General features: G+C 69.3%; 25 protein-coding genes, 3 tRNA genes and 1 pseudogene. 18 read left to right on the top strand and 11 right to left on the bottom strand.

All coding sequences use genetic code 11. The features are described 5' to 3' along the window. The first annotated feature begins 179 nt into the window (after positions 1–179). Together WA675_RS14600 and WA675_RS14595 are read left to right on the top strand one after the other, a co-directional pair. A complete protein-coding gene (locus WA675_RS14600) occupies positions 180–1,313 on the top strand; it encodes a DNA cytosine methyltransferase (protein ID WP_336084971.1) in 1,134 nt (377 codons plus the stop codon). Then, positions 1,310–1,747: a very short patch repair endonuclease gene (locus WA675_RS14595; RefSeq protein ID WP_336084832.1), complete on the top strand. Its 438-nt coding sequence runs from the start codon at positions 1,310–1,312 to the stop codon at positions 1,745–1,747. Before WA675_RS14600 ends, WA675_RS14595 begins: the two co-directional genes overlap by 4 nt. 91 nt (positions 1,748–1,838) lie before the next feature. Here the strand turns inward: WA675_RS14595 and WA675_RS14590 are convergent, their stop codons facing one another. Then, the gene (locus WA675_RS14590) at positions 1,839–1,967 is read right to left on the bottom strand and encodes a hypothetical protein (RefSeq protein ID WP_336084831.1); all 129 of its coding nucleotides are present in this window, start codon (positions 1,965–1,967) and stop codon (positions 1,839–1,841) included. 141 nt (positions 1,968–2,108) lie between these two features. On the opposite strand from WA675_RS14590, the gene WA675_RS14585 reads away from it, so the two are divergent. Beyond that, complete coding sequence (locus tag WA675_RS14585; protein WP_336084830.1) at positions 2,109–2,789, top strand: DUF998 domain-containing protein; 681 nt, start codon at positions 2,109–2,111, stop codon at positions 2,787–2,789. Here the strand turns inward: WA675_RS14585 and WA675_RS14580 are convergent. Further along, on the bottom strand, positions 2,782–4,365 hold the full coding sequence (locus WA675_RS14580; protein WP_336084829.1) for an esterase-like activity of phytase family protein: 1,584 nt from the start codon (positions 4,363–4,365) through the stop codon (positions 2,782–2,784). The genes WA675_RS14585 and WA675_RS14580 overlap by 8 nt on opposite strands. 85 nt (positions 4,366–4,450) lie before the next feature. On the opposite strand from WA675_RS14580, the gene WA675_RS14575 reads away from it, so the two are divergent. Next, a complete protein-coding gene (locus WA675_RS14575; protein WP_336084828.1) occupies positions 4,451–4,846 on the top strand; it encodes a RidA family protein in 396 nt (131 codons plus the stop codon). A 133-nt stretch (positions 4,847–4,979) separates the two neighbouring features. After that, positions 4,980–5,705 carry a maleylpyruvate isomerase family mycothiol-dependent enzyme gene (locus tag WA675_RS14570; RefSeq protein ID WP_336084827.1) on the top strand — a complete coding sequence of 242 codons (726 nt, stop codon included), beginning with the start codon at positions 4,980–4,982 and terminating at the stop codon, positions 5,703–5,705. A gap of 132 nt (positions 5,706–5,837) precedes the next feature. Here WA675_RS14570 and WA675_RS27390 read toward each other — a convergent pair. The 4 genes and pseudogenes from WA675_RS27390 to WA675_RS14555 form a co-directional block, all read right to left on the bottom strand. Next, a pseudogene (locus tag WA675_RS27390) lies at positions 5,838–6,074 on the bottom strand (transglutaminase-like domain-containing protein); the annotation flags it as partial. 156 nt (positions 6,075–6,230) lie between these two features. Next, positions 6,231–6,303, bottom strand: a tRNA-Arg gene (locus tag WA675_RS14565). A gap of 40 nt (positions 6,304–6,343) precedes the next feature. Then, positions 6,344–6,433 (bottom strand) — tRNA-Ser (locus tag WA675_RS14560). A gap of 93 nt (positions 6,434–6,526) precedes the next feature. Beyond that, positions 6,527–7,264 carry a dienelactone hydrolase family protein gene (locus WA675_RS14555; protein WP_336084826.1) on the bottom strand — a complete coding sequence of 246 codons (738 nt, stop codon included), beginning with the start codon at positions 7,262–7,264 and terminating at the stop codon, positions 6,527–6,529. 89 nt (positions 7,265–7,353) lie between these two features. Between WA675_RS14555 and hisC the strand changes: the two genes are divergently transcribed. From hisC to WA675_RS14535, 4 genes are all read left to right on the top strand, one after another. Next, positions 7,354–8,430 (top strand): histidinol-phosphate transaminase, encoded by a 1,077-nt coding sequence (gene hisC, locus WA675_RS14550; RefSeq protein ID WP_336084825.1) that lies wholly within the window; start codon positions 7,354–7,356, stop codon positions 8,428–8,430. Positions 8,431–8,734: 304 nt separating this feature from the next. Continuing rightward, a complete protein-coding gene (locus WA675_RS14545; RefSeq protein WP_336084969.1) occupies positions 8,735–9,805 on the top strand; it encodes a nitric oxide synthase oxygenase in 1,071 nt (356 codons plus the stop codon). 118 nt (positions 9,806–9,923) lie between these two features. Beyond that, on the top strand, positions 9,924–10,292 hold the full coding sequence (locus tag WA675_RS14540; protein ID WP_336084824.1) for a nuclear transport factor 2 family protein: 369 nt from the start codon (positions 9,924–9,926) through the stop codon (positions 10,290–10,292). A 12-nt stretch (positions 10,293–10,304) separates the two neighbouring features. Beyond that, complete coding sequence (locus WA675_RS14535; RefSeq protein WP_336084823.1) at positions 10,305–10,781, top strand: hypothetical protein; 477 nt, start codon at positions 10,305–10,307, stop codon at positions 10,779–10,781. On the opposite strand, the gene WA675_RS14530 is transcribed toward WA675_RS14535, so the two are convergent. Then, positions 10,760–10,849 (bottom strand) — tRNA-Ser (locus tag WA675_RS14530). The genes WA675_RS14535 and WA675_RS14530 overlap by 22 nt on opposite strands. Before the next feature lie 94 nt (positions 10,850–10,943). Between WA675_RS14530 and WA675_RS14525 the strand changes: the two genes are divergently transcribed. Continuing rightward, positions 10,944–11,945 (top strand): NAD(P)H-quinone oxidoreductase, encoded by a 1,002-nt coding sequence (locus tag WA675_RS14525; RefSeq protein ID WP_336084821.1) that lies wholly within the window; start codon positions 10,944–10,946, stop codon positions 11,943–11,945. A 69-nt stretch (positions 11,946–12,014) separates the two neighbouring features. Here the strand turns inward: WA675_RS14525 and WA675_RS14520 are convergent, their stop codons facing one another. Beyond that, entirely contained in the window at positions 12,015–13,217 is a 1,203-nt protein-coding gene (locus tag WA675_RS14520; protein WP_336084820.1) for a cysteine desulfurase-like protein, read from the bottom strand. 86 nt (positions 13,218–13,303) lie between these two features. On the opposite strand from WA675_RS14520, the gene WA675_RS14515 reads away from it, so the two are divergent. The 6 genes from WA675_RS14515 (at position 13,304) to rsgA (ending at position 19,062) form a co-directional block, all read left to right on the top strand. Then, positions 13,304–13,885, top strand: a complete 582-nt coding sequence (locus WA675_RS14515) for a bacterial proteasome activator family protein (protein ID WP_336084819.1) — start codon at positions 13,304–13,306, stop codon at positions 13,883–13,885. Between the two features lie 273 nt (positions 13,886–14,158). Further along, a complete protein-coding gene (wzm, locus tag WA675_RS14510; RefSeq protein ID WP_336084967.1) occupies positions 14,159–14,986 on the top strand; it encodes a galactan export ABC transporter permease subunit Wzm/RfbD in 828 nt (275 codons plus the stop codon). A gap of 13 nt (positions 14,987–14,999) precedes the next feature. After that, positions 15,000–15,818 carry a galactan export ABC transporter ATP-binding subunit Wzt/RfbE gene (wzt, locus tag WA675_RS14505; protein WP_336084818.1) on the top strand — a complete coding sequence of 273 codons (819 nt, stop codon included), beginning with the start codon at positions 15,000–15,002 and terminating at the stop codon, positions 15,816–15,818. Positions 15,819–15,853: 35 nt separating this feature from the next. Continuing rightward, the gene (gene glfT1, locus WA675_RS14500) at positions 15,854–16,858 is read left to right on the top strand and encodes a galactofuranosyltransferase GlfT1 (RefSeq protein WP_336084817.1); all 1,005 of its coding nucleotides are present in this window, start codon (positions 15,854–15,856) and stop codon (positions 16,856–16,858) included. A 439-nt stretch (positions 16,859–17,297) separates the two neighbouring features. Then, positions 17,298–17,834, top strand: coding sequence for a hypothetical protein (locus tag WA675_RS14495; RefSeq protein ID WP_336084816.1), 537 nt, complete (start codon positions 17,298–17,300; stop codon positions 17,832–17,834). 196 nt (positions 17,835–18,030) lie between these two features. Next, entirely contained in the window at positions 18,031–19,062 is a 1,032-nt protein-coding gene (gene rsgA, locus WA675_RS14490; protein ID WP_336084815.1) for a ribosome small subunit-dependent GTPase A, read from the top strand. A gap of 29 nt (positions 19,063–19,091) precedes the next feature. Here rsgA and WA675_RS14485 read toward each other — a convergent pair whose 3' ends face one another. The 3 genes from WA675_RS14485 to WA675_RS14475 form a co-directional block, all read right to left on the bottom strand. After that, positions 19,092–20,000 (bottom strand): GNAT family N-acetyltransferase, encoded by a 909-nt coding sequence (locus tag WA675_RS14485; RefSeq protein WP_336084814.1) that lies wholly within the window; start codon positions 19,998–20,000, stop codon positions 19,092–19,094. Positions 20,001–20,004: 4 nt separating this feature from the next. After that, positions 20,005–21,903, bottom strand: coding sequence for a glycosyltransferase (locus tag WA675_RS14480; protein WP_336084813.1), 1,899 nt, complete (start codon positions 21,901–21,903; stop codon positions 20,005–20,007). Positions 21,904–22,015: 112 nt separating this feature from the next. Further along, positions 22,016–22,540, bottom strand: a complete 525-nt coding sequence (locus WA675_RS14475) for a GtrA family protein (RefSeq protein WP_336084812.1) — start codon at positions 22,538–22,540, stop codon at positions 22,016–22,018. A 276-nt stretch (positions 22,541–22,816) separates the two neighbouring features. On the opposite strand from WA675_RS14475, the gene WA675_RS14470 reads away from it, so the two are divergent. Continuing rightward, positions 22,817–23,785 (top strand): glycosyltransferase, encoded by a 969-nt coding sequence (locus WA675_RS14470; protein WP_336084811.1) that lies wholly within the window; start codon positions 22,817–22,819, stop codon positions 23,783–23,785. Beyond that, complete coding sequence (locus WA675_RS14465) at positions 23,782–25,317, top strand: DUF2142 domain-containing protein (RefSeq protein WP_336084810.1); 1,536 nt, start codon at positions 23,782–23,784, stop codon at positions 25,315–25,317. Before WA675_RS14470 ends, WA675_RS14465 begins: the two co-directional genes overlap by 4 nt. The last annotated feature ends 8 nt before the right edge of the window (positions 25,318–25,325 follow it).

Here is a 25,325-nt window from a genome sequence, read left to right as displayed (position 1 = left end):
CCATCAAGAGTCGCACCGGACCCCTGCCCCCGGCCACCGATTTTCCGCCCGGCGGCCGGGGCCCACGTTCGCGCCCGGAACCCGGCGGCGGGCGGGCCGATACAATTCGCCGCGGAGCGAGTGCGGGTCGCTGAGCAGCGCGTGGCGCTGACGGAGCAGAGGGAGTGTCGTTGACTCGGATGGTCGGGTTGTTCGCCGGTATCGGCGGGCTCGAACTCGGCCTCGCCGCGAACGGCTGGGCCACCGAGCTGCTCTGTGAGATCGACCCCGGCGCCCAGGGCGTGCTCGCCGCCCGCTTCCCCGAGACCGACCTGCACGGCGACATCACCCGATTACGCTCGCTGCCCGCGAACACCGAGCTGGTCGCGGCCGGTTTCCCCTGCCAGGACCTCTCGCAGGCAGGCCGCACCGCGGGCATCACCGGACGCCGCTCGGGCCTGGTCGACGAGGTCTTCCGGCTGGTCCGCCGCAAGCGCGGACCGCGCTGGCTGCTGATCGAGAACGTGCCGTTCATGCTGCAACTGGGCCGTGGCGCGGCCATGCGTCACATCACCGGCGCGCTCGAGGAACTCGGCTACACCTGGGCCTATCGCGTGGTCGACGGCCGCGCGTTCGGCCTACCGCAGCGCAGACAGCGAGTCCTGATGCTGGCCTCCCGCACCGAGGACCCGCGCCAGGTGCTCTTCGGCGACGACGCGGGCCCACGCGACTACGGCGACCCCGACCGCGATCCCTGCGGCTTCTACTGGACCGAGGGTGTGCGCGGCCTCGGCTGGGCGGTGAACGCGGTGCCCACCCTCAAGGGCGGCTCCGGCCTCGGTATCGCCAGTCCCCCGGCGGTGCGGCTGCCCGCGGGCGAGATCGTCACCCCGGGCATCGTCGACGGCGAACGCCTCCAGGGCTTCGCCGCCGACTGGACCGCGCCCGCCCTCGACGTTCCCGGCGTGCGGCAGGGCCACCGCTGGAAGCTGGTCGGAAACGCGGTGAGCGTGCGCATGGCGAACTGGGTCGGAGAGCGCCTGGCCGCCCCGCTCACCCCGCTGACCGATGGCGCACCCTTGCGCCCCGGCGAGCCGTGGCCGGCGGCGGCCTGGGGTCACGCGGGCATCGTCCACCGGGTCCCGGTGTCGACCTGGCCGGTGCACGATCCCTACGAGGACCTGAAGAACTTCCTCACCGAATCCCGCCTGCTCTCCCCCCGCGCCACCGCGGGCTTCCTGCGCCGGACCTCGATGGGCAATCTGCGCTTCCCGCCCGGTTTCCTCGACGACGTGCGTGACCACCTCGACCGGATGGGCGGCTGGGCGGCATGAACGCCGGGCGGCCGAAGACAGACCCCGCGACCAGCGCGCGGATGTCTCGGCAGCGACGCGCGCATACCGATCCGGAGCTGGCGCTCCGGCGCGAGCTGCATCGGGCTGGGCTGCGCTATTTCGTCGACCGGCCGCCCATCAAGGGCCAGCGGCGACGCGCTGACGTGGTGTTTCCGACCTTGCGGATCGCGGTCTACGTGGACGGATGCTTCTGGCATCGCTGCCCGGAGCACGCGACCGATCCGAAGAACAATGCCCAGTGGTGGGCCGAGAAGCTGGCTGGGAACGTGACCCGCGATCGGGCCACCGACGCCGCGCTGACGGCGGCGGGCTGGCAGGTGGTGCGCGTCTGGGAACACGAGGACCCACGCGCGGCGGCCGAACAGATCGGCGCGCTGGTCCGTGCGCGGAGACAGTCCACGCACGCCGATTGACCCGGCGCGGATCCAGTCATCGACCGCGCTCCGGCCGGATTCGGCGGAGCTCAGCGGCCACGCTGACCGGCTGCACGGCGAACGGTCGAACTCAGCGCCACCGTGCGCCGTCGCGCACCCGCACACGCACCGGCGCCCTGCGCGCCTGAGTGGCAAGATAGCCGGACACCGCCATCGCCAGGATCGTGGCGGTACTCGCCATCGCGATCACATAGCTCATCGAAGACCTCCCGGTTGGTATTCGTTCACCACCCTGCCCGGTGAACCTGACAGCAACCTGTGCGCGGGGTGATGTAACCACGTTCGTGAACCCCGCCGCGCCTGATCGTGCCTGTTCGGCGCGAACAGCACAATGATCGATGTGACCGAACTCGCCCGGTTCTCCCGTGTCTACCCCCTGCTGATCGCGGCCGCGATCGCCGTCGCGGGCCTGTGCTACTCGTCCTGGGTCCTCGAGTTCGTCCTCCCGATCGACACCGATCCGGTCAACGCCTTCCTCAGCGAGCTCGACGCCGAGGGCAAGCCCTACCGCGAGGTGTTCGCGACCGCCGACAAGCTCGTCGGCCTGCTGCTGATCCCCGCCGCGCTCGGCGGCCTGCTGGTCTTCCGGCGTCGCGCGCTGACCACGACCGGCTGGCTGGCCCTGCTCTGCTTCGGCGCCGCGACCATCGCCGACGCGATGCTGCCGCTGCGCGACTGCGACCCCACGGTGAGCGCGTGCGGTGGCGACAGCGGGCTGTTCCCGCAGCTGCACCAACCGCACGCCCTCACCAGCACCCTGGCGGTCACCTCGATCGCGGTCGCCGCGTTCGCGTTCAGCGTCGCCGCCTACCGCTATCACCGCTGGTGGATCCTGCGCGAGTTCGGCGTAGTCGTGCTGGTCGTCGGGTCGGCGGCGACCATCTGGATGCTGGTGGCCGACAACCTGTCCGGCTCCTATGCTCTGGGCATCGCCCAGCGCATCCAGGTCGGCGCGATGTCGCTGTGGCTGCTCGCGCTGGCCGCCGCCGTGCTCGTCGAGTCCCGCGAGTGGACTACTTGACGGTGATCTGCACCGTGTAGCGGTCCACCTTCGCAGGCAGCTTGGTGGTGTCGACCACCAGCACCTCGCCGGTGTCCTGCACCCCGTCGGGCAGCGTCTTGGGCTTCAGCCCGAAGGGCGGCTGCTCGCCGGTGCTCGCGGCCAGCCCGAAATCGCTGTCGTTGGCGATGTAGACGGTCTTGCCGCCGTCGAGGGTGGCGATGCCCTCGATCTTGTCGTGGCCGAAGAAGCGGCCCTTGTCGTCGAGGGAGACCAGTAAGGCCGACAAGTCCAGGTTGCTCGTCTTCGCGACCGGCGTGATGCCAGCCTTGCGCAACGCCGCGACGGCATCGGTGGTCGGCACCACGCCGACCAGCGTCTCGATCGCCTTGCCGTCGATCAGCAAGCCGCCCTTGGCGGCGTCATAGGTCGCGCCCGGCACCGTCGACTGCGGGCCGACATCGGTGGCGCCGGTAATGTCGATGGTCCAGATCTTCTTGTCCGACTTCGGCGCGAGATTGCCGTCACGCTCGTCGACGAGGAAGGTCGTCGCGCTCAGCGCGGTGATCTCCGATACCGCGACCTTGGTCTGCTTCGGGTCCTGCAGCGGGTACAGGAACTCCCTCTGCGCCTTGGTCTTCAGGTCCACGGTGACGATCCGGGCGAGCGGCACCTCCTTGGCCGAGCCGTCCAGGCCGGGAGTCTTGATCGCGCTCTGCACGATGCCCACCAGCGTGTTGCCGTCCGGCGTGATGGTCAGGCCCTCCATGCCCTGGTTCGGGCTGCGCAGCGAGATCTCCTGCGGCAGACCGGCACCCGGTACCAGCCGCTCGATTTCCTTGCCCTGCGCGTCGAAATGCACCAGGAACGGCCCGTATTCGTCGGACACCCAGAAGGTGCCGTCGGCCAGTGCGACCAGGCCTTCCGGATCGAGGCCGTGATCGGTGGCGGGCAGCACGGTGCCCTGCAGGTCCTTGATGGTCTCGCCGGTGTCGGCGGCGGTGTCGACCTGGCCGTTGAACGGCAGGCCCGCGGCATTGCGCAGGTCGATGCTCGACTGCAGCACCGCGCGATTGTCGACCAGCTTGAACCTGCCGATCTTCGGCACGAACTCCGGTGTCGGCGAGAGCTTCTCGTTCTTGCCCGGACCGTCGACATTCGGGCCACGGTCGGTGAGACCGTAGAACTCGTCGGTACTGCCCGGCACCGGCGTCCAGGCCGAGCCGTAGCCGCTGCCCTGCACCGTGGCACCGCCGTATTCGCCGAGTACCGGGATATCGGTGGTGTAGAGCCGCACCGCGTCGGTGGTGGTGACCCCGAAGGTGTCGGAGCCGGTGTAGCCCGGGTCCGGGGTGTAGACGTAGGCGCCGTCGGTGCGCCGGGTGACCGAGCCGTGCTCGGGTTCCACGCGCACCCCGAGCACCGCGCTGGTGCCCGACGCGGCGACCAGGTCGTCGAGGGAGAGCACCAGCGGCTGGTCCTTGCTCGCGGTGAAACCCGCGTCGGTGCCCGGCGTCGAGCAGCCTGCCGCGAGGGCGGCCGCGGCGCACAGCGCGGCGGTGAGGGGGAAGAGGCGTAGACCTGGTCGTGCGTTCACCTGCCCTGCGTACCGTGGTGAATCGTCCGGCAGACGACCGGAATGTGAATTGTCATCCAGCAGCCGGTGGATCATTCTTGCTGCCATGACCACTAGTCGGGTGAACATCTCTTCTGCCTCCGATTTCGAAGATGTCGTGGGGTATTCGCGGGCGGTGCGCGTGGGCGCTCATGTCGTCGTCAGCGGCACCACGGCCGCGATCCCCAGTGGCGGTGCGGTCGGTGGTGACGACATCGGAGCGCAGACCCGGGAGGTCCTGATCCGTATCGCCGCCGCGCTCGAGCAGGCCGGGGCGAGCCTGCGGGACGTGGTCCGTACCCGCTTGTTCGTCACCGATATCGCCCGCTGGCCGGAGGTCGCCGCCGCCCACGCCGCGGTGTTCGGGGAGATCCGGCCCGCCGCCGCCATGTACGAGGTGTCTGCCCTGATCGCTCCGGAGCTCCTGATCGAGATCGAAGCCGACGCGATCGTCGCTGACTGAAATCGTCACACGCGGCCGCTCCGGCGGATCGGCGCGAAGCCCGAAATATCCCCAGTTATCCACAGGTTCGGAGTTGTCCACAGGCGGCCGTGATCGGCGGCGCCGCCACGGCCCGAGCACTACGCTCGACCGTGTGACCAGCGAAACGGCAACTCCCACCGACCTGCTCGATCAGGTCGCCGCGTCCACCGCGCGCTTCGACACCACGATCGGCACCCTCACCGAGGCCGCGCTGACCGAGCCGTCCCGCTTACCCGGCTGGACCCGCGGCCACGTGCTGGCGCACATGTCCCGCAATGCCGACAGCCTGCTGAATCTGTTGCTGTGGGCTCGCACCGGCATCGAGATCCCGCAGTACGCCAGCGGTGCGCTCCGCGATGCCGATATCGAGGCAGGCGCGCCCCGCCCGCTCGAAGTCCAGCACGCCGATTTCACCGGCTCGGCGCACCGCTGGCAGGCCGTGGCCGCCACCATGCCGTCCCCCGACTGGCACGCCGAGGTCCGCAACCGCCAGGGCGGCACCCTCACCGCCGCTCAGATTCCCTGGATGCGCCTGCGCGAGACCGAGATCCATCACGTCGACCTCGGCACCGGTTACACCCCCGCCGACTGGCCCGCGCCCTTCGTGGCCCGCCTGCTCCCCGAGACCATCACCGACCTGTCCGCCAAACTCGAGCCCGCGGCCACCCCCACCTTCGACATCCAGGCCACCGACACCGACTTCATCGCCACCCTCGGCCCCGGCCGTCCGCACCACACCATCGTCGGCCCCTCCCACGCCCTGCTGGCCTGGCTCCTCGGCCGCTCCCCCGGCCACGACCTCACCGGCCCCCTCCCCCCACTCCCCGCCTGGAAATAGGGCCCTGCCGGACCTCAGCCGTCCAGGGCCGAAGGCAACCCGGTGTCGTAGATGGACAGCACATCGGTCGCGCCCCGGAGGGCGGTGACGACCGAAGCAGCCGGACACGAAACCATCACCATGCGCGAGCCGCTGATAACAGAGCCCGGTCGGTATCCCCGCCGAACGCAACACCGCGGCGAGCAGATGCGACTTCGCGTAACAGAGCCCCACCCGCTCCCGCAGCACCTCACCCGCAGCCAACGTCACCCGCGAATCCCGAACGTCAAACGAGTGCCCGACTTCATCCCGCACCCACTCGAACGCCACCCGCGCGAACTCGACATCATCCACCACACCCCGCCGAAGGTCATCCGCCAGCGCGAGCACCCCCGAATCATCGACCTGAACGACGGAGTCGCCCGCGAGATACGCAGCCGGAGGCAGCGCCGGACAGAGAACAGGATGGCCGCTCACGCCCGACAATCTATCCCGCCACAAACGAAATCCGCCTCCTACCGGATGCCGGTAGGAGGCGGATTGTTGTGCGCCCGAAGGGATTCGAACCCCTAACCTCTTGATCCGTAGTCAAGTGCTCTATCCGTTGAGCTACGGGCGCATGGTGGTGCGTTTTCAGTTGTTACCCGGCGAACCGGGTGTGGCGGAGGCGAGAGGATTTGAACCTCCGGTCCCCGTGAAGGGACAACTCATTAGCAGTGAGTCCCATTCGGCCGCTCTGGCACGCCTCCTGGAGCCTTCTCTTTCGAGGGCACCGGTTCTTCTCGAACCGCCGGGAATGAAGATTACACGAGCCGGTGAAGTAGTCCAAAACGCCTGGTCAATCAGCGTAAATTGCTGTCGAACCAGTCGTAGATACGGGTCTGGGAGTCGACGCGGATCTCGGTGGCGGCATCGTCGTCGGGGTCGGGGCGGTCGACGCGGTGACTCAGGCCGGGATAGGTGATGGTGAGACTGGCCACATCGGCGCGGGCGGTGGCGTCGCGGAGCTGGTCGACGGCGGTGGGTGGGGTGGCGGGATCGTCGGCGCCGAAGAGGCCGAGCCAGGGGGCCTGCAAGCGGGGGGCCACCGCGACGAGGGCGGCGTCCTGGCCGGGCAGCGGGTCGGTGATGCCGGGGGCGGCCACGCTCACCGCGGCGCCGATGGGGCGGGTGGCGGCGACGAGGAAGGCGGCGGTGCCCGCGGTGTCGAAGCCGAGCACGCCGATGGTGTCGGGGAAGACGCCGCGGCCGGTGAGCCAATCGAAACCGGCGTCGAAATCACCGAAGAGTTCCTCGCCGAAGACGTCGTGGACATCGTCGTCGGCGATGCGGTCGAACAGGTGCGGGGCGACGACGATCCAGCCCTCGAAGGCCAGCGAACGCATCAGCTCGAGCAGCTGGGGCGGGAACTCGCGCGATTCGTGCAGGACGACGATGCCGCCGCGGGCCACCCGCTCGGGTTCGACCACCGTGATCGGCACCGCGGTGCGCGTCGCGGATTCCACCGTGTCCACACCGCCCGCCTCGCCGGTGGCCCGCACCGGCCGTAGGGGGGCGACGTCGTCGTAAGTGCCCGGCATAAACCCAGCGTAGGCGGCGGAACTGGACTTGGGTAGGGCTGCGCCGCCGCGCCGCGCGTCGATTCGGCCGCTCATCGTAGGGTGGAGGTGTGTCAGCGCATATCCGGCCCGATCTCGCCACCATCCCGGCCTACGTTCCCGGCCGTAACCACCCCGACGCGGTGAAGCTCGCGTCCAACGAGACGACCTTCGGGCCGCTGCCGAGCGCTGCCAAGGCCATCGCGGAGGCCGCCGAGCAGGCCAATCGCTATCCGGACAACCAAGTCACCGAGCTGCGGGCCGCGCTGGCGGACTTCCTCGACGTGACCGTGGCCAACGTGGCCGTCGGCTGCGGCAGCGTGGCGCTGTGCCAGGAGCTGGTGCAGATCACCTGCGACGCGCCGACCGACGAGGTGGTCTTCGCCTGGCGCTCGTTCGAGGCGTATCCGATCGTCACCCAGGTGGGCAATGCCACCGCGGTGCCGGTGCCGCTGGCCGAGGGACATCTGCACGATCTGGACGCGATGGCCGCGGCGGTCACCGAGCGCACCAAGCTGATCTTCGTCTGCAACCCCAACAACCCCACCGGCACCGCGCACGGGCGCGCCGCGCTGGAACGGTTCCTGGACCGGGTGCCCGCGCACGTGCTGGTGGTGCTCGACGAGGCCTACTACGAATACCTGCGGCTGACGCCGGAGGACCACCCCGACGGCATCGAGATCGCGCGCACCCGCCCCAACGTGGTGGTGCTGCGCACCTTCTCCAAGGCCTACGGCCTGGCCGGGCTGCGGGTGGGCTACGCGGTGGGCGATCCCGAGGTGATCACCGCGCTGCTCAAGGTGCACATCCCGTTCAGCGTGAACAAGCTCGCCCAGGCCGCGGCCATCGCCTCGCTGGAGGCGCGCGGCGAGCTGCTCGACCGCACCGACGTGCTGGTGGCCCAGCGCCACGAGGTGCGCGCGGCGCTGCTGGCCGCCGGCTACGAGGTGCCGCCGAGCGAGGCCAACTTCGTCTGGCTGCCGCTGGGCGAGCGCAGCCTGGACTTCGCCGAGGCGAGCGCTGCGGCCGGGGTGCTGGTGCGCCCGTTCGCCGGGGACGGCGTGCGCGTGACAATCGGTGATCCGCGCGAGAACGAGCTGTTCCTCGCCTTCGCCACGGCGCCGGAGAATGCCGCGCGATTCCGTTAGTTCAGGACACGGTCATCCGGCCTTGACAGCCAGTCACGGTGTGATTACGGCGAATTCGAGCACACCGCCAGCACACCGGCAATAGGCTGGCGCACAGCGAATTCGGGCACCGGCGGCGAAGCGGCCGCCGGGAGGCGCATCGGCCGGGTGGAGGGGTTTCCGGCGGGCTTCGTCGCGCGGCCTGGTTCCGTCCGCACGGCCCCGCCCCCTGTCCGACCGGAGATGTCCCGTGAACCAACGCTCACGCCCGCTCGTCTGCGAAACTGTCACCGCACCAACAGCTTTCACCGAACCGGATGTCGACCTGGAGCGCAGGCTACGCGACTGCGACGAATTCTTCCGCTACCCCGAACTGGGCCACCTGCCCGCCCAGCGCCGCCTGAGCGCGCTGGCGGAATTGCGGGAAACCGGAACCTATCGCCAGACCGCCGAGGAAATACTGATCGGTGCGAAATTGGCCTGGCGAAATCACGCTCGCTGCGTCGGCCGCAAACATTGGCGCTCACTGAAACTCCTGGACGCGCGGCAGGTCACTTCGGCCGACGAACTCGCCGGTGTCTGCTGGGAACATCTGCGGCTGGCGACCAATGGCGGTGCGATCCAATCGATGGTTACCGTCGGCCCGCAGCGGGTGCCGGGGCGGCGTGAATTCCGCATCGTCAGCACGCAATTGATCCGCTACGCGGGGTACCGCAACGGGGACGGCACCGTCACCGGCGACCCGGCCAATATCGCGGCCACCGAACAGGCGCAGGCGCTCGGCTGGCGCGGCGAGCGCACTCCGTTCGACGTGCTGCCGGTGCTGATCAGCGCGCCCGACGCGGAGGTGCGGTACTTCGAGGTGCCGCGCGAACTCGTCCGCGAGGTCGACCTCGCGCACCCCGATTACCCCTGGTTCGGCTCGCTCGGCCTGAAATGGCATGCGCTGCCCGCGGTCTCGAACATGGACCTCGACATCGGCGGTATCACCTACCCGTTCGCCCCGTTCAACGGCTGGTACGTCGGCACCGAGATCGGCGCGCGCAATCTCAGCGATACCGACCGCTACAACATGCTCCCGCTCATCGCCGACATGATGGGCCTGGACACCTCCTCGGTGCGAACACTGTGGCGCGACAAGGCGCTCATCGAGCTCAATCACGCCGTGCTGCACAGCTTCCGGGCCGCCGGGGTGCACCTGGTCGACCATCACACCGTGGCCAAGCAGTTCTGCGACCACGCCGAGCGCGAGGCCGCCGCGGGCCGCCGCTGCCCCACCGACTGGAGCTGGATCAACCCGCCCACCTCCTCGGGCCTGACGCCCACCTTCCACCGCTACTACGACGAACCGGACCTGGACGTGCGACCGAACTTCGTCAAGCGCGCCGACGCCTGACCCCGGGGTCCCCACCCGGCCCCGGCCATTCCCTGGACGGCGAAGCGGGCGTAATGTGCTGGTCAACGGGCCGAATCGGCGTGGTCCGGCTCGCTGACGACTAGCGAGGAGACCTCAGATGAGCACCGCATCTACTCCGGGATTCGATGCCGACGCGCTGCGGCGCGGGATCGAGGGTCGCGACGCGACCACCCTGCTCACGCTCTACGGCGAGGACGCCGAGATCCGCATGGTCGACCACCACGACCAGCCCAGCCACCCCAGGGTCCTGCACGGCCGCGACGCCATCGGCGCGATGTTCGACGACGTGTGCGCCCGCGAGATGACCCACCGACTGGAAAGCCTGCTGACCGACGGCGACCACATCGCCTTCGTGGAATCGTGCCGCTACCCCGACGGCACCCGGGTCCTGGTCCACTCGATGGCCGACCTGCGCGACGGCCGCATCGTCGACCAGACCTCCATCCAGGCCTGGGACGAGCCCTAGCGAGGAGGACCGGTGCGAACGTCGTTCGAATTCGACCTGCGGACCACCGCGACGCCGGACCAGATCGTCGAGGTGCTGACCGACTTCTCGGCCACCCGGCCGCAGCGCTGGCCCGCTCTCTCGGCGGGCATGTACCAGGTCTTTTCCGTCGGTGACACCGAGGCGGTCGTCAAGGAAGGGCAGAACTTCCCGAAGATCTACGCCACCTGGCGCTACGACTGGTCCACGCCAGGGACCGTCCACATGACCGTCACCGACAGTCCCTACCTCGTGACCGGGAGCCTGCACACGGTGACGGCGACCGCCGAGCCGGGCGGCGGCAGCCTGGTGCACGGAGTCTGGGACAACACCGCGAAGAACGGCTCGGCGATGTTCGGCCTGCTGATGATGCGGATCATCGGCCGCCGCTTCTTCACCACGTACTACCGGCGGGTCTTCGACGGGCTCACCGGGAATCCGGCGGACCTTGGCGGAGACGGAGGGATTTGAACCCCCGGTGGTTTTTACGCCACGCTCGCTTTCAAGGCGAGTGCATTCGGCCGCTCTGCCACGTCTCCCTGGTCGGAAATCGTAGCCGATCCCCGCAAACGGGTTTCGGGGCGTTCGGCGGCGCTGCTCGCGGGACGGGCTTCGGCGGGGAAGGATCCAGCTATGCGCGCAATCGAGTTGAACGGGTTCGGTGGGCCCGAGGTGATGGAGTGGACGGTGACCGTGGACCCGGAGCCGGGGCCCGGTGAGGTGCTGGTCGAGGTGCTCGCGGCGGGGGTGAACCGGGCCGATGTGTTGCAGCGGCGGGGGTTCTATCACCCGCCCGCCGACGCCAGTGCGGTGCCGGGGCTGGAGTGTTCGGGGACCATCGTGCAGCTCGGCGAAGGGGTGCGCGACTGGCAGGTGGGTGATCGGGTGTGCGCGCTGCTCAGCGGCGGGGGGTACGCCGAGCTGGTGGCGGTGCCCGCGACCCAGCTGCTGCCGATTCCCGACGGGCTCGATCCGATGGCCGCCGCGGGGCTGCCCGAGGTGGCGGCCACGGTGTGGTCGAACCTCGTGCTCACCGCCGGGCTGCGGGCCGGGCAGCTGGTGCTGGTCCACGGGGGTGGTGGCGGGATCGGGACGCACGCCATCCAGGTGGCCCGGCGGCTGGGCGCCCGCGTCGCGGTGACGGCGGGGTCGGACGAGAAGCTGGCGCGCTGCGCCGAGCTCGGCGCCGACCTGCTGATCAACTACCGGACCCAGGATTTCGTCGCCGAGCTGGCGGCCCAGCCCGCCCCCGGTGGCGGCGCGGGAGCCGACGTGATCCTGGACAATATGGGCGCGGCCTATCTGCGGCGCAATGTCGAGGCGCTGGCCCCGCACGGGCAGCTGGTGGTGATCGGCATGCAGGGCGGGGTCACCGGGGAGCTCGATCTCGGTGTGCTGCTACGCAAGTGGGGCACCGTGCACGCGACCAATCTGCGCGGCAGGCCGCGGGTGGGCGCGGGCAGCAAGGCCGAGGTGGTCGCGGCAGTGCGGGCCGACCTGTGGCCGCTGGTCGCGGCGGGCGAGGTGGTGCCGGTGATCAGTGCGGAACTGCCGATCACCGAGGCCGCCCGCGCCCACGAGCTGCTGGACGATTCGGGCACCTTCGGCAAGGTGGTGCTGCGCGTGCGCGAGTAACTCGCCGTCGCGGCTCAACGCTCACGTCTCGACCTCGCCGAGAGTGGGTTCTGGGCGGCAGGGCGGTGATTATTCGAGCGCGCTCAGCGCGCGGCCGAGCTGGTCGATCTCGTAGCGGGTGGTGTAGGGCGCCAGGCCGATGGTGACGGCGCCGCCCTCGTCGTTGACCCCAAGCGCGTCGAGCAGCCTGCTGCCGCCGTGCACACCGCTGACCGTGCCGATCCGGGCGTCGGCCAGCTTGGCGGCCACCTTCTCCGCCTGCATCCCGGCCATGGTGAAGCTGACCGTCGGGATGCGGGTGGAGGCGCGGCCGATCACGGTGAGATCGTCGACCTTCTCCAGCACCTGCATGAGGTGGTCGAAGAGCTGATCGTGGTAGTCCTGCAGCGAGGTGATCGAGACCTCGAGCCGTTCCCGGCGGGTGCCGGTGGCGCGGTCGTCGAGCCCGGCCAGGAAGTCGACCGACTCGGTGAGCCCGGCCAGCAGCGCGTACTGATGCCCGCCGACCTCGAGGCGTTCAGCACCCTTGGCATAGGGATTGAGCGACATCGACGGGATGCGGTCGAGGAAGGCCGGGTCGCGGAAGACCAGCGCGCCCACCTGCGGGCCACCCCAGGACGGCGCGCTCAGGGCGACCACGTCGGCGTTGAGTTCGTCGATATCGATCAGCGCGTAGGGCGCGGCACCGAAGGCGTCGGCGACCAGCAGGCCGCCCACATCGTGCACCCGGTCGGCGGCCACCCGCACCGCGGGCGCCGAACCCACGATCGGGGACGCGGCGGTGAGCGCGACCAAGCGCGCGGTGGGGCCGATCAGTTCCTCGAACTGCCACGAGGGCATCTCGCAGGTCTCGATCTCCACCTCGGCCCAGCGCACGTGCGCGCCGTAGCGGTTGGCGATGCGCAGCCAGGGCGCGACATTGGCCTCGTCGTCCAGGCGGGAGAGCACGATGCCGGTGCCGAGGCCGAGGCGGGAACTCAGCGACTCCGCCAGCCAGGCCAGCAGCACCGCCCGATCGGGCCCGAGCACGACGCCGGCCGGATCTCCACCGACCAGGTCGGCGACCGCCTCGCGGGCGGCGTCGAGGATCGCGCCGCTGCGGGTGGCCGCGCCGTGGCGGCCGATATGAGAGAACGAGGAAGTACGGAAACCCGTTGAGACGGCACGAGATACCGAATCGGGAACCAGCATCCCCGCCTGCGGGTCCAGATGGATCCAGCCGTCGCCCAGGGACGGTATCAGGCCCCGAACCCTCGCGACGTCATAAGTCATGGTGGCCACTTTAAGGGCAGCGGGCGCCGCGATGTAACCGCGTGGGGGTTTTAGCGCGAACCCGACACACACGCCATGATGGGGACATGACGCACTCGGAGGATGTCCCCGAATCCATCGTCGTGATCGGCCCGGACGGGCGTCCGGTCACGGTGCCCGCCGACTCCGACGGTGCGGCCGCCTTCACCGGGCAGGTCGTCGCCGACGACGAGAAGCCCGCCGAGGAAGCACCCGAGGAATCGCTGGCTGACATGGTCGAGCAGCCCGCCAAGGTGATGCGCATCGGCACCATGATCAAGCAGCTGCTCGAGGAGGTGCGCGCGGCTCCGCTCGACGACGCCTCCCGCTCGCGACTCAAGGAGATCCACAAGTCCTCGGTGCGCGAGCTCGAGCAGGGCCTTGCCCCCGAGCTGCGCGAGGAACTGGAACGGCTGACCCTGCCCTTCACCGACGAGTCGGTGCCCTCCGACGCCGAGCTGCGGATCGCCCAGGCCCAGCTGGTTGGCTGGCTGGAGGGCCTGTTCCACGGCATCCAGACCGCGCTGTTCGCCCAGCAGATGGCCGCGCGGGCCCAGCTCGAGCAGATGCGTCAGGGGGCATTGCCGCCGGGGATGCACGCGGGCGATCCGAAGGCCACGGGGCATGTCGGGGGCGGGCAGTACCTGTAGGAGACCTGGCGTAATCGTGCAATTCGTCGCCGCTCGATCGATATCTCGAGTCTGCCCGCGTGAAATGCACGGATACGCCGGGTCCACCTCCGCACACCCGGGTACCGGCCCAGGTCCAACCCTGTAAGGTCGGGAGCCGTGCCCGCCGCTTCCGCTCGTCCCGAAGAGAGCCCCGTGCATTCTGACGACAACTCCCCGGTGACCGAGACCGAGGTGGCCGACGCCGCCGCGGCCGAGGCCACCGCGGACGCGCCGCTGCTGGTGACGACGCCGATGATGTCGGACTCGCAGACCTTCAAGCGGGCCTTCAAGGACATGCGCGACGGCTTCGGTCAGCGCGAGCTGTGGCTGTCGCTGGGCTGGCAGGACATCAAGCAGCGCTACCGCCGCTCGGTGCTCGGCCCGTTCTGGATCACCATCGCGACCGGCCTGCAGGCGCTGGCCATGGGCCTGCTGTATTCGACGCTGCTGAACCAGCCGATCAGCGAGTACCTGCCGTATGTGACCGTCGGCCTGATCGTGTGGAACGTCATCAGCGCGTCGATCCTCGAAGGCTCCGATGTGTTCATCGCCAACGAGGGCCTGATCAAGCAGCTGCCCTCGGCGCTGAGCGTGCACGTGTATCGCCTGGTCTGGCGGCAATTCCTGTTCTTCATCCACAATGCCGCGATCTACGCGGTGCTGCTGCTGGCGTTCTCGCTCTGGCGGGATCTGGACGCCTCGGTGCTGCTGGTGATCCCCGCGATCGTGCTGCTGTTCCTCAATGCCATGTGGGTGTCGATCGTGTTCGGCATCTTCTCCACCCGCTACCGCGACATCGCCCCGATCCTGGGCTCGATGACGCTCATGCTGTTCGTGCTGACCCCGGTCATGTGGTCGACCAAGGCGCTGGAGGACTCGGTCGGCGGGATGAGCGACCGGGCCAAGCTGATCGAGATCGTGCCCACCTTCCACTACCTCGAGATCGTGCGCGCGCCGCTGCTCGGCGAACCGTCGGAATGGCGGCACTGGGCCATTGTCGGCGCGATCACCGTGGTCGGCTGGATCGTCGCCATCCTGGCGATGAAGCAGTACCGTGCCCGCGTCCCGTACTGGGTTTAGGAGCAATCTGGCGATGAGCCGTGTGAGTATCGAAACCCAGCAGGCGTGGGTCGAGTTCCCCATCTTCGACGCCAAGTCGCGGTCGCTGAAGAAGGCGTTCCTCGGCAAGGCGGGTGGCGCGATCGGGCGCAACAACTCCGATGTGGTCGTGGTCGAGGCGCTGCGTGACATCACCATGTCGTTGCAGGAAGGCGACCGGGTCGGCCTGGTCGGCCACAACGGCGCGGGCAAGTCGACGCTGCTGCGGCTGCTGTCGGGCATCTACGAGCCCTCGCGCGGCAGCGCGCGCATCCGCGGCCGGGTGGCCCCGGTCTTCGACCTCGGCGTCGGCATGGACCCGGAGATCTCCGGCTACGAGAACATCATCATCCGCGGCCTGTTCCTCGGGCAGACCCGCAAGCAGATGCTGGCCAAGATCGACGAGATCGCCGATTTCACCGAGCTCGGCGAGTACCTGTCGATGCCGCTGCGCACCTACTCCACCGGCATGCGCGTGCGCCTGGCGATGGGCGTGGTGACCTCCATCGACCCGGAGATCCTGCTGCTCGACGAGGGCATCGGCGCGGTCGACGCGGAGTTCATGAAGAAGGCGCGCACGCGGCTGCAATCGCTGGTGGCGCGCTCGGGCATCCTGGTCTTCGCCAGCCACTCCAACGAGTTCCTGGCCCAGCTCTGCGATACCGCCATGTGGGTCGACCACGGGCAGATCCGCTTGCACGGCGGGATCGAAGAAGTTGTGCGAGCGTACGAGGGCCCCGAGGCGGGTAATCATGTGGCACAGGTGCTGCGTGAGCTGGAGACAGAGAACGAACTGGAGCAAACCAAGGCATGAGTGGTCAACAGCCGAGTGTTCCGGGCGGGTTCAGCATGACCGACCGGCTGGAGGCCACGGCGGCGCCCGTCGAGCCCGCCGCGGTATTGCCCGACGACGCCGACCTGCCGCCGGGGGCGGAACCGGCCGACCTGACCACCGATACCGGCCCCACCGCGCGGATCGTCGCGGTGGTCGTCACGCACAAGCGCCGCGAGCTGCTGGCCGAGTCGCTGAAGGTGCTGGCCTCGCAGTCGCGCCCGGTCGACCACCTGATCGTGGTCGACAACGCCAATGAGGACGCGGTGGCCGAGCTGGTCGCCCAGCAGCCGATCGAGGCCACCTACCTGGGCTCGCGGCACAATCTCGGCGGCGCGGGCGGCTTCGCGCTCGGCATGCTGCACGCGCTCACCCTGGGCGCGGACTGGGTGTGGCTGGCCGACGACGACGGCCGCCCCGACGGTCCCGAGGTGCTGGCCACCCTGATCGACTGCGCCCGCAGGCACAATCTGGTCGAGGTCTCGCCGGTGGTCTGCGATATCGACGAACCCGACCGGCTGGCCTTCCCGCTGCGGCGCGGCGTGGTGTGGCGGCGGCTGCGCTCGGAGCTCGGCGACGAGGATTTCCTGCCCGGCATCGCCTCGCTGTTCAACGGCGCGCTGATCTCGGCCAAGGCCGTCGACCTGATCGGCGTGCCCGATCTGCGCCTGTTCGTGCGCGGCGACGAGGTCGAGGTGCATCGCCGCCTGGTGCGCTCCGGGCTGCCGTTCGGCACCTGCTTGCAGACCGCCTACCTGCACCCCAACGGCGCCGAGGAGTTCAAGCCGATCCTGGGCGGGCGGATGCACACCCAGTACCCGGACGACCCGGTCAAGCGCTACTTCACCTACCGCAACCGTGGCTACCTGATGGCCCAGCCCGGCATGCGCAAGCTGCTGCCGCAGGAGTGGATCCGCTTCTCCTGGTTCTTCCTGGTGACCCGCCGCGACCCGGCCGGTCTCAAGGAATGGTTCCGGCTGCGCTCGCTGGGCCGCAACGAACAGTTCGGCAAGCCCGACTGAGCCCGGCTCGAAAGCCGACGCTCTACCGGCTGGGCCCCGACCCACGACCAGCCCCGTTACCGATCTGGTCCTGCCCGGACTGAGTTGGGCCGGAGGCTCCACACGGCCGGTCGGTACCGCATTCGGACTTGCCCGATTGGCCGCCTCCGCCCTGCGGGCCCGCGACGGCGAGAGCGGTCCCGCCGACCGGCACCGCCGAGGCCACGCCGGCTCCGAACCAGCCGATCGCGGCGATCAGCGTGGCGGCGATTGCTGTCTTCATGATGTTCCCCCTCCGTGGGTTTGTTCGACAGGATCATGCTGCGCGGCCGCCACTGGCGAAATCTTGTGAATCGCTTGTCGCGCGAAAGCCTTCCAGGAGTAAGAGTCCGGCCAGCCCCCAGAAATCGGGGGTCATCGCTACTAGGTATGACGGTCCCTTCGTCCTACGATTCGAAACGTGACTTTCACTAAGGGTTTCGCGTCCGCCGCCGCCACCGTGCTCACCGGGGCCGCGCTGTGCCTGGCCGCGCCGGGTACCGCGCACGCCGAGGACCCCTGCCAGCTCGGCTGGTCCAATGTGGGCCCGCGCAGCTGCGCCATGAACGAGGTGCGCACCGCGCCGGTGGCGACCTTGGGCAACGGGGTCTGCGTCGGCCTCCTGAACGTCCAGGGCACCGCGTTCGACGGGCCGCTCATCTCCCCGAGCGTGGCACCCGGCGCCACGCACAGCATCGCGCTGATCGTCTCGCAGGGTTTCTCCCCGCTCGGCAACTGGGCGCCCACCCTGCTGGCCTGCGATGTGAACCTGATCGTCGACTGGACGAACCTGGACAACGGTGCCACCGGCTCGCTGACCCGCTTCATCCCGGCAGGCAACACCAGCACCTACCCGATCCAGGACGTGGTCGTGCACACCGGCCCCGGCCGGGTCTCGCTCACCGTCCGTACCGACAAGCCCAACCTTCCCCAGACCGCCGAGGTCTTCGTCCCGTAGTCGGCTCCCCGGAAAATAGGTTGCCGGGGTTTCCGCTGTGGGGCAGAGTGAGGGAACCAGCGATCGAAGAGGAGGTGGATGTCCGTGGTGAGGATTGCCGTGCCCGGGTGCGCCGTGCGTACCGCCGTGGACATCCCCTCGAACTCTTCTCGCTGAGCCCGTCGTCGGGCTCGGCCCCGACGAAGGACTCCCCCTCATGGTCGACTACGACCTGCTCGTCCCTTACGGCTGGACCGAAGCCGTAGCTTCCGGATATCTCCCCCTGCTCGGCGATCTGACGCCCGCGCGCATCGTGCGGATGGATCGCAGCGAATGCGATGTGGTGACACCCACCGGCCCGGCCAGGGCCGCCTGTCCGCGCGACATCACCGGCCTGTGCACCGGCGACTGGGTCGCCCTCGACGCCGAACAGACGGTACGGCGGCTGCTTCCACGCCGTTCGGCGATCATGCGCTCCTCGGTGTCCGGGCGGTCGGTGGCGCAGGTGCTGGCCACCAATGTCGACACCGTGCTGATCTGTACCGCCGCCGACGGTGACGTCGACCTGGGCCGGATCGAGCGCATGCTGGCACTGGCCTGGGACAGCGCTGCCCAGCCGCTGGTAGTGCTCACCAAAGCCGATGCGGCGGAGCGTGTTCCGCTCGACGAGGTCCGGGCCGTCGCGCCCGGGGCGACCGTGCTGGCGGTGAGCGCGACCGCCGAGGTCGGGCTCGATGTGCTCGGCGCCCTGCTGGACGGAACGGTCGCCCTGATCGGCCCGTCCGGCGCGGGCAAGTCCACCCTCGCCAACGCGCTGCTCGGCGCGGAGGTGTTCGCCACCAACGCGGTTCGCGCGGTGGACGGCAAGGGCAGACACACCACCGTGCACCGGGAACTGCGCCCGCTGCCCGGCGGCGGCACCCTCATCGATACTCCCGGCCTGCGCGGCGTCGGCCTCTACGACGCGGCCGAGGGCATCGGCAAGACCTTCAGCGATATCGAATCCCTCGCCGAGGAGTGCCGTTTCACCGACTGCGCCCACGAGACCGAACCCGGCTGCGCGGTCACCGCCGCGCTCGCCGACGGCACCCTCACGCAACGCCGTCTGACCAGCTACCGCAAGCTGGCCAGGGAGAACGAGTGGATGGCCGCGCGCACCGACAAGCGCCTGGCCGCCGAACGCGAACGCGTCTGGCGCGATATCACCAAGCAGCACCGTCAGCGGTACCGCGAACGCGGCCGCCGCTGACCACCGCGAGCACCTCGCCGCCGTCGCGGCTAGTCCGGTTCGAAGGTGAGGTGCTCGCGCCGCGTCACGGTGCTCGTGTCGAGGTCGACGAGGTAGTCGATGGTGCCCGAGTCGGAACCGAAGTGGTTGCTGTCGTAGTAGGCGTAGTTCACCATCAGACGGCCGTCGTCCCCGGGCACCGCCAGGGCTGGCCGGTTCTCCGCCCGTGACCAGCTGTGGTCGATCCGCAGTGTCCCGTGCACGCGCAGCTCGTGACCGTCCAGCGCGAGTGTCCAGCGGTTCTCCGGGCCGTGGCCGAGGTACTCCTCGACGTGGATCGTCCGGAATCGGGCCGTGACGACCCGGCCGTCGGGCAGCAGCAGGAACGGCACCTCGCCCTCGGCGTAGAGGTGGCCGGGTTCGGGGTCGTCGTGGAGTTCGGTGTGCCAGCGGTCGTCGAGTCGCGGTGCGGGCCAGCCGTTCTCGGCCGCGTCGGCACGCAGCGCGGTCCAGTGCTCCGCGCGACGCCGCTCGTAGGCGAAGTTGATGACATGGGAGCCGATGTAGCGCTCCTCGGTCGTGAACACCTCGGGCCCGGCCTGATCCGGTTCGCGCAGCCCGACCCCGGCCGTGCGCGCGATCTCGTGCAGTTCGGCCAGCAGGACAGTGCCCCCGCCGGTGCCACGGGCCGAGGCGGTCACCAGGAATTCCGAGATCCGCAGGCTGCCCGCCCACCACGTGCTCGGGACGGACAGGTCGTAGGTCGCGAAGCCGACCGGGGTGACCCCGTCGACGAGCAGCAGCGGTGCCGGATGCCGCTGGTCGGAGTCGAGCAGTCGACGGGTGCGGCGCAGGAGGTCGGCCGGGCGGTCGACATCGAAATGCGCGTGCAGTTCGGCCAGGAGTCCGGTGGCCGCCTCCGCGTCGAGAGCGGAGGCGGGACGGACGGAATAGCTCACCGAATCAGCTCGGGTCGATCCCGTAGAGGCGGGCCCAGTTCTCACGGCTGGTGAGTTCCGGGACGGCGGCGCGGTATTCGGCCTGCAGCGCGGGCAGTTCCTTGCGGAGTTTGCGCAGCGTGCGGTAGGTGCGAATGAGCAGGGCGCGGGCGCGGGCCTTGTCGCGGCGGCGCACGCGGACACCGGACTGGGAGGCGTCGGTGACGACCACATGGTCGAACAGGCCGACATGCCACCAGTGCGCGTCCTCGCGGGTGACACCGATCAGGCCGTGCTGGGTGCGCCCGGTCCACTGCCCGATGGCGCGCTTGATCAGCACCAGGGTGACCCGGCTTGGCTCACCGCTGGCCCGGCGCACCTGGATGTCGGCGGAGTTCACCGGCGGGGTGGCGGCGGGGTGCTTGATGGTCTCCGGGTAGTCGCCGCGCGAGGTGCGGGCGGCGGCGAGGGCGTCGATGCCGCCGTCGCGCAGCACCTTCGGGCCCTTCATGAAGTCCTCGATGCCCTGCAGGGTGGTGTGCACCAGGCCGTACTGCATGCCGACCAGGTGCTCGGCGATGTAGCGGAAGAACTCCCTGGTGATCGCCTTGCCGTCGAGATCGGTGTGCAGGGCGCCGACGATGAGCGAGTTACGGGTGGAGAAGTAGCGCGCCCAGTCGTCGTAGTCCTTCCAGTAGAAGTCGGCGTGCCAGACGGCCGCGTTGGGCAGGGTGACGGTGACGAACCCGTGTTCGCGGGCCCGGATGCCGTACTCCACGTCGTCCCACTGGAAGAAGATCGGCACCGGCAGGCCGATCTTGCGTACGACCTCGGCCGGGATCAGGCAGGTCCACCAGGCGTTGTAGCCCGCGTCGACGCGGCGCTCCTGGTTCTTCTTGAGCATGGAGGTGTTGCGCAGCGCCTTGGGCACCTTCTGGCCGTGCTTGAGCTCGTGCAGGTGCACCTCCTCCGCGCCGACATTGAGGTAGTCGGGGTTGAGCAGGAACAGCATCTGCGCGCCGACCAGGGTCGGTTCCACGGTCAGGTTGGCGAAGGCCTGCAACCGCAGCACGGTCTCCGGCTCGCAGAGGATGTCGTCGTCCATCAGGATCACGTCGGCGTGATCGTTGGCGGCCGACACCTCGTAGAGGCCGCGGGTGAAGCCGCCCGCGCCGCCCAGGTTGGGCTGGCGCAGGTAGCGCAGCTTGTCGCCGAAGTCGGGGCGGACCTGCTGGAACAGCGGGCGGTCCTGGACCAGGTCGGTGCCCTGGTCGACCACGTAGACCGCGTCGATGGCGGCCAGCACGGTCGGGTCCGAGGCCAGCGCGGCCACCGTGTGCGCGCAGTCCTCGGCGCGGTTGAAGGTGCAGATGGCGATGGCGACCGGGCGCACCGTCTCGGGCGCCGCGGCGGTCCAGGCCAGCTCGGCGATGTCGAGCGTGCCGCCGATGGCGTCGAACTCCAGCCACAGCGCGCCACCGTCGACGTACTGGTCCAGCGGGGCGCTCAGGCTGACATACCCGCTGGAGGTGGCCACCAGCGAGGCGATGATGCGGCGGTGGCCCGCGATGTCGGAGGCGACCAGGCGCACATTGGCCTTGTTGCCGACGGTGAGTCGCGCGTCGACCCGCACCTCGGTGACGGTGGTCCAGCGCTGCCAGTAGCTGGCGGCGAAGCGGCCGAAGTAGGTGTTGGTGTGCGCGGTGGCGCCCTTGGGCAGGTGCAGCGTCAGGCGCTCCCGCACCGCGGCACCCCCCTTGACGACGGCGTAGAGCTCGTCGCTGACCCGGGCCGAGGGCCCGGTGAAGATGCCGCGCGCCAGCACCAGGCGTTCGGGCGCGGTGTGTTCACCCCGCAGGGAGGCGGGCGCGGCCTCGCGCCGATCGTTCGATTCGGTCACGGCTCCCGTAGCCGACTGTTCCATGAAGTCCTCGAAATTCTCGGTATCGACTGCGCCGACGCAGGTAGTCACGGAAAGAAACGCGTGACGCGGCGGGCGGGGGTGAGGATATCAATCGCCCGGCCCCGTCGCGTCGTCAGTGAGGGGTTGCCGCGCCCCGCGCGTGTTGCTCCTCGGTAGCCCCCGAGCCGGTGAAGACGAATTTGTCGTAGGCCCAATAGCGGAATACGACCGCGACGATCTGGCCGATCAAGGTGCCGGAGATATTGTCCGAGAGCGGACTCGACAGATCCAGCACATAGCGGGAAAAGCCGAGGCAGCCGAGTTGCAGGCCGATCGCGACGATGTTGAACAAAAAGTACAGAAGGTATTCGCGGCCGGGGTTGTCGGTCTTCTTGTGCGAGAACGTCCACCACTTGTTGCCGAAGTAGGTGACCACCGTGGCCACCACGATCGCGATGATCTTGGCCGGTAGCGGGAAGTGATAGAGCACACCCTCGGAGAAGGAAAGCCCGCCACCCCAGAACACCAGCAGGTTGTAAGTACCCGCGTCGACCAGGAACCCGACCGCCCCCACGACAAGAAACGCCGCCCCCTGCCGCAGCCCCGTCACGACCTTCGACAACAACGAGGCAGCAGACGACTCAACTGGATGTGACACGCCCCGACGTTAACCGACCCCGCACATCCCGACCTCGAGGAGGGATCCGCCGCGCAGCGGCGGGTCGCGGCCGGGTCGCCGGTCAGCGCTCGAAGCGCATGCCGAAGGCGAGTCTCGAGCGCTGACCGGCGGCCCCCCAGGGGCCGCGACTCGAGCGCGCCAGCGCTCCAAAAACACAGCACCTTCTGGGACCGTAAACACCGGGAGTGCGTTCGAAGGCGAATCCGGTACCCTCCCGATGACCCATTGCTCCCTACAAAACGAGGATTGACCCGGGTGGATTCCACCGAGCTTCGCATCGCCGCCGTGGTCCCCTGCCACAACGAGGAGGCCGCGGTCGCCAAGGTCGTCACCGACCTCAAGGCCGCCGTGCCGGGGATCGTCGTCTACGTCTACGACAACCTGAGCACCGACCGCACCGCCGAATGCGCCCGCGAGGCCGGGGCGATCGTGCGGTTCGAGAACACCAAGGGCAAGGGCAATGTGGTGCGCCGCGCCTTCGCCGATATCGAAGCCGACGTCTACCTGATGATCGACGGCGACGATACCTACGAGGCCTCGGCCGCGCCGCTGATGATCAAGACCCTGCTCGAGGGCCCCTACGATCACGTACTCGGCGTGCGCAAGCAGGACGACACCGACGCCAGCGCCTACCGTTCCGGCCACGAGACCGGCAACAAAGTGCTCAACGGCGTGGTGGGCAAGGTGTTCGGCGAGAACGTCGAGGACATGCTCAGCGGCTTCCGGGTGTTCTCGCGCCGGTTCGTCAAGAGCTTCCCCGCGGTCTCGCGCGAGTTCGAGATCGAGACCGAGCTGACCGTCCACTCGCTGCACCTGCGAGTCCCGCAGACCGCGGTGCAGGTGGGTTTCCGGGACCGCCCGGCGGGCAGCGAGTCCAAGCTGCGCACCTACCGCGACGGCACCAAGATCCTCGCGCTGATCCTCGGCCTGGCCCGGCACGAACGCCCGGTCGCCTTCTACGGCCTGTTCGGCACGCTGGCCTGGCTGCTGTCGGTGATCCTCACCGTGCCGATCGTGATCGAGTTCTACAACACCCACGAGGTGGCACGGTTCCCCACGCTGTTCCTCGGGTTCACGCTGCTGCTGCTGGGCAGCCTGGCCTGGACCGCGGGCCTGATCCTCGACGGCATCCGCCGCTCCCGGCACGAGGCCGCGCGCCTGATCTACCTGCGCTATTCGGCCGTCGGCGCCACCGATGACAGCACCATCGGAGACCGTCGGTGACCACCTCCACCGAGCCGGACGCCACCGTCGAGCTCGACAAAGAACCCACTGCCGCACCGTCGAAGAAGGACCGCGCGCTGGCCCCGGTCCGCGCGCTGACCCACCGCTTCGGCGCCGCCACGGTCGCCTTCACGATCGTGGCCACCATCTTCGGCGCGCTGTTCGCCGTGCTCACTCCACCGTTCTGGGGCCACGACGAGCTGACCCAGTTCGGCCGCGCGTACCAGGTGGCGCACGGCGGGGTGTTCCCGCAGCGCATCGCCGACGATCGCGGCGTCGCCTACGGCGGCCAGATCCCGGTCAGCGTGGACGCGCTGATGGACTACGCCTTCCGCGACTACAACGACAACCCCGAAGAGCCCGGCGCCATGGTGGCCGACCCGGCCGTCTACGACCGCCTCGGTGACGCCGCGATCTCCGACGCCACCAAGCAGATGTGGTTCACCAACACCGCCGCCTACTCGCCGGTGCCGTACGTGCCCGCCGCGATCGGCATCCGCCTCGGTGAGGCGCTGGGCCTGAGCGTGGGCGGGATGTACCTGCTGACCCGCCTGGCCGGGCTGGTCGCCTATCTCGCGGTAGTCGGTTTCGGGCTCTACGCGCTGCGCGAGCGGCGCAGCCAGTGGCTGGTGTTCACCGTCGCGGTGCTGCCGATCGCGCTGTTCCAGGCCGGGACCGTCACCGCCGACACGCTCACCAACGCTCTGGCCATCATGACCTCGGCGCTGCTGCTCAAGGCCCTGTTCGTGGGTGACCGGTTGCGCCCGGTGGAGACCGGCGCGCTGCTCGCGGCGACCATCGCGCTGCCGCTGAGCAAGCCCACCTACGTGCTGCTGGCCATGCTCGTGGTGGTCGTGCCCGCCGAGCGACTGGGCTGCACCGGCAAGCGCCGGTTCCTGCCGTGGGTCTTCGCCGCGGTTGGTGCCGGGCTGTTCCTGGCCTGGACCAAGATCGCCGCGCCGACCGGTGACGGCATGAGCCTGATGCGCCCGCCACACCAGTGGGGCCAGGTCCGCCCGGGTGACCAGCTCAAAGGCGTGCTGACCGATCCGATCCAATTCGTACACACCTTCGGGGAGAGCATCGCGCTGCGCGATCACCGCTGGTTCAACCAGTTCTTCGGTGAGCTCGGCTTCGCCTATGTGGACGTGCCCGCGGTCTCGATGCTGGCCTGCCTGATCGCCTTCGCGGTGAGCTTCGGCATCGTCGAGCGGATGAGCATCGTGACGGCCACCTTCCGCCGCACCCTGATCGTCGCGCTGACCGTGCTGGCCAGTGTCGCGATGATCTACGTGACGCTGTACATGTCGTTCACGCCGGTGGACTTCTACATCATCGACGGCGTGCAGGGCCGCTACTTCGTGCCGCTGGCGATCATGGGGCTGGCCGTGGTGGCGCGCTGGGTGCCGTTGCGGCTCACCGACGCTCAGGGCACGACACCGACCAGGGGCACCGCGATCACCGTCGTCAGCGCCTCGGTGTTCGCCCTGATCGCCGCCGCCGCGACGTACTACACCGTCGTCTGGGGCTGATCCGGCGG

Source organism: Nocardia sp. SSK8 (genome assembly GCF_037034205.1).
GTDB lineage: Bacteria > Actinomycetota > Actinomycetes > Mycobacteriales > Mycobacteriaceae > Nocardia.
The sequence above is the reverse complement of the archived record's forward strand: the minus strand, read 5'-3'. Positions and strand labels throughout refer to the sequence as shown.

Coding starts and splice junctions, on each gene's coding strand:
- glfT1 (WP_336084817.1), top strand. CDS start 15,854: ATGACCGACCGGCTGGAGGCCACGGCGGCGCCCGTCGAGCCCGCCGCG.
- WA675_RS14575 (WP_336084828.1), top strand. CDS start 4,451: ATGACCACTAGTCGGGTGAACATCTCTTCTGCCTCCGATTTCGAAGAT.
- WA675_RS14525 (WP_336084821.1), top strand. CDS start 10,944: ATGCGCGCAATCGAGTTGAACGGGTTCGGTGGGCCCGAGGTGATGGAG.
- rsgA (WP_336084815.1), top strand. CDS start 18,031: ATGGTCGACTACGACCTGCTCGTCCCTTACGGCTGGACCGAAGCCGTA.
- WA675_RS14600 (WP_336084971.1), top strand. CDS start 180: ATGGTCGGGTTGTTCGCCGGTATCGGCGGGCTCGAACTCGGCCTCGCC.
- WA675_RS14515 (WP_336084819.1), top strand. CDS start 13,304: ATGACGCACTCGGAGGATGTCCCCGAATCCATCGTCGTGATCGGCCCG.
- WA675_RS14480 (WP_336084813.1), bottom strand. CDS start 21,903: ATGGAACAGTCGGCTACGGGAGCCGTGACCGAATCGAACGATCGGCGC.
- WA675_RS14520 (WP_336084820.1), bottom strand. CDS start 13,217: ATGACTTATGACGTCGCGAGGGTTCGGGGCCTGATACCGTCCCTGGGC.
- wzt (WP_336084818.1), top strand. CDS start 15,000: ATGAGCCGTGTGAGTATCGAAACCCAGCAGGCGTGGGTCGAGTTCCCC.
- WA675_RS14555 (WP_336084826.1), bottom strand. CDS start 7,264: ATGCCGGGCACTTACGACGACGTCGCCCCCCTACGGCCGGTGCGGGCC.
- wzm (WP_336084967.1), top strand. CDS start 14,159: ATGATGTCGGACTCGCAGACCTTCAAGCGGGCCTTCAAGGACATGCGC.
- WA675_RS14590 (WP_336084831.1), bottom strand. CDS start 1,967: ATGAGCTATGTGATCGCGATGGCGAGTACCGCCACGATCCTGGCGATG.
- WA675_RS14540 (WP_336084824.1), top strand. CDS start 9,924: ATGAGCACCGCATCTACTCCGGGATTCGATGCCGACGCGCTGCGGCGC.
- WA675_RS14595 (WP_336084832.1), top strand. CDS start 1,310: ATGAACGCCGGGCGGCCGAAGACAGACCCCGCGACCAGCGCGCGGATG.